The sequence below is a fragment of the Pseudomonas floridensis genome (assembly GCF_002087235.1).
GTDB lineage: Bacteria > Pseudomonadota > Gammaproteobacteria > Pseudomonadales > Pseudomonadaceae > Aquipseudomonas > Aquipseudomonas floridensis.
The window spans coordinates 1-1,431 of sequence record NZ_MUIO01000227.1 but is presented as its reverse complement, the minus strand read 5'-3'; the positions used below and the strand labels follow the sequence as shown (position 1 = coordinate 1,431).

At 44.7% G+C, this 1,431-nt stretch carries 2 protein-coding genes and 1 pseudogene; all 3 read left to right on the top strand.

The annotated features are described in order from the left end of the window. Positions 1 to 452 (top strand): AHH domain-containing protein (locus BZK31_RS28460; RefSeq protein ID WP_208617254.1); only part of this gene is annotated, 452 nt, incomplete at its 5' end. Positions 453 to 455: 3 nt separating this feature from the next. Continuing rightward, positions 456 to 1,052: a hypothetical protein gene (locus BZK31_RS28455; protein ID WP_083186466.1), complete on the top strand. Its 597-nt coding sequence runs from the start codon at positions 456 to 458 to the stop codon at positions 1,050 to 1,052. 27 nt (positions 1,053 to 1,079) lie between these two features. Further along, positions 1,080 to 1,431: pseudogene (locus BZK31_RS30755) on the top strand (hypothetical protein); the annotation flags it as partial.

The window sequence follows — 1,431 nt, the reverse complement described above, 5'->3', positions numbered from 1 at the left end:
CGATTGGGTTGGATGGGGGATTTAATCTATATCAGTATGCTCCAAGTGCCATCGGGTGGATTGACCCGCAAGGCTTGACCTGCGGGTCTGACGCTAAAGTTTTAAGACGTAATTTAGGCCCAAGCCCAACTGGTGGAGGACAGTATGATGCGCACCACATAATTATGTCTAATTCAAAAGACGTTAGAATGGTAGCGTTGCGTGACAAAATGAAGGAGCTTGATATCGATATAAATGACAAGCGTAATGGTATATGGCTGCCGAATACTGAGACTGCAAGAGTTCTGGGCACCACTGCAACCCCTCATAAAGGCGCCGGAGTCCATAGTAATTTTTATAAGCAGCATGTTTTTGAAAGGTTGTCAGCTGCTAATACTAGAGACGAATTTTTAAGCGGCCTGAAAGATTTGAAAAAATCTTTGGGGGATGGACTTAACTTTAAGGGGAAGTAAATCGTGACTAATAAAAATTTAAAAAATATAATTGATAGTACGGTCGCAAAAATTCAAGATTTGAGCTTTGTTGAGGCTTTTGATGAAAACGTTAGAAGTGATAAAGTTTTTTGGAGTAAGGGGCCATCTGTTTCAATAATTCCTTTGGGGCTACAGCTATCGGGAATAACACCAGCTAAGTTTTTAAACAAAGAGCCGAGCAGTAAAAAGAATATCTACAAGAATTATTTCTTTGACGATGAGCTGGTGGGAGTTGACATATACAATTCTTACGGTGAACTGCATGAGAGGGAAGTCGTTAAAAGAGAATCCGAGGTGGTCTTCTCAATAAGAAAAAGCATCAAATATGAAGAGGTTTTTTGGCTTGAAACAGTGGTGCTCCAAGACGATAAGGTAATAGAGGCCTGTCGCATAGATAGTGATATGGAGTACTGGGCATATAGTTATGATTGGCAAGGTTCTAAAATCACTAGCCTGATCTCGCTGGCTAGCAATAGCGCACCCAATACCTTAATTAAAGCTGACTATGGTGCTGATGAATCATTGGTTAGACTCTTTTTCACCGTTGATGGGCGTGATGTTGATATATATAAGGCATAGGCAAGTGTTCTAGGAGGGGCAGGACGTAAACTGCGCGGCGAGATAAAGTACGAATACGAAGCTAAGGGCCAACTGCACAGCCGCGACACCGGCAGACTGGTCGATAGCGAGGAATTCCGCTACGACGTAGCCGCCAACCGGCTGAACTTCAACACCAGCCGCTTCGACCACTTGAAGGACAACCGGCTTAACCAGTGGCGTGATCAGGAATACCGCTACGACGCCTGGGGCAACCTGATTGAAAAGCGCAGCGGTCTGGCGAAATGGCAGACGTTTACCTACGACTGCGAAAACCGGCTGGTCAAAGCCGAAACGCTGGTTAACAGCCAGCTTCATAGCACCGGCACATACCAGTACGACAGTCGTATGCGATCCATAA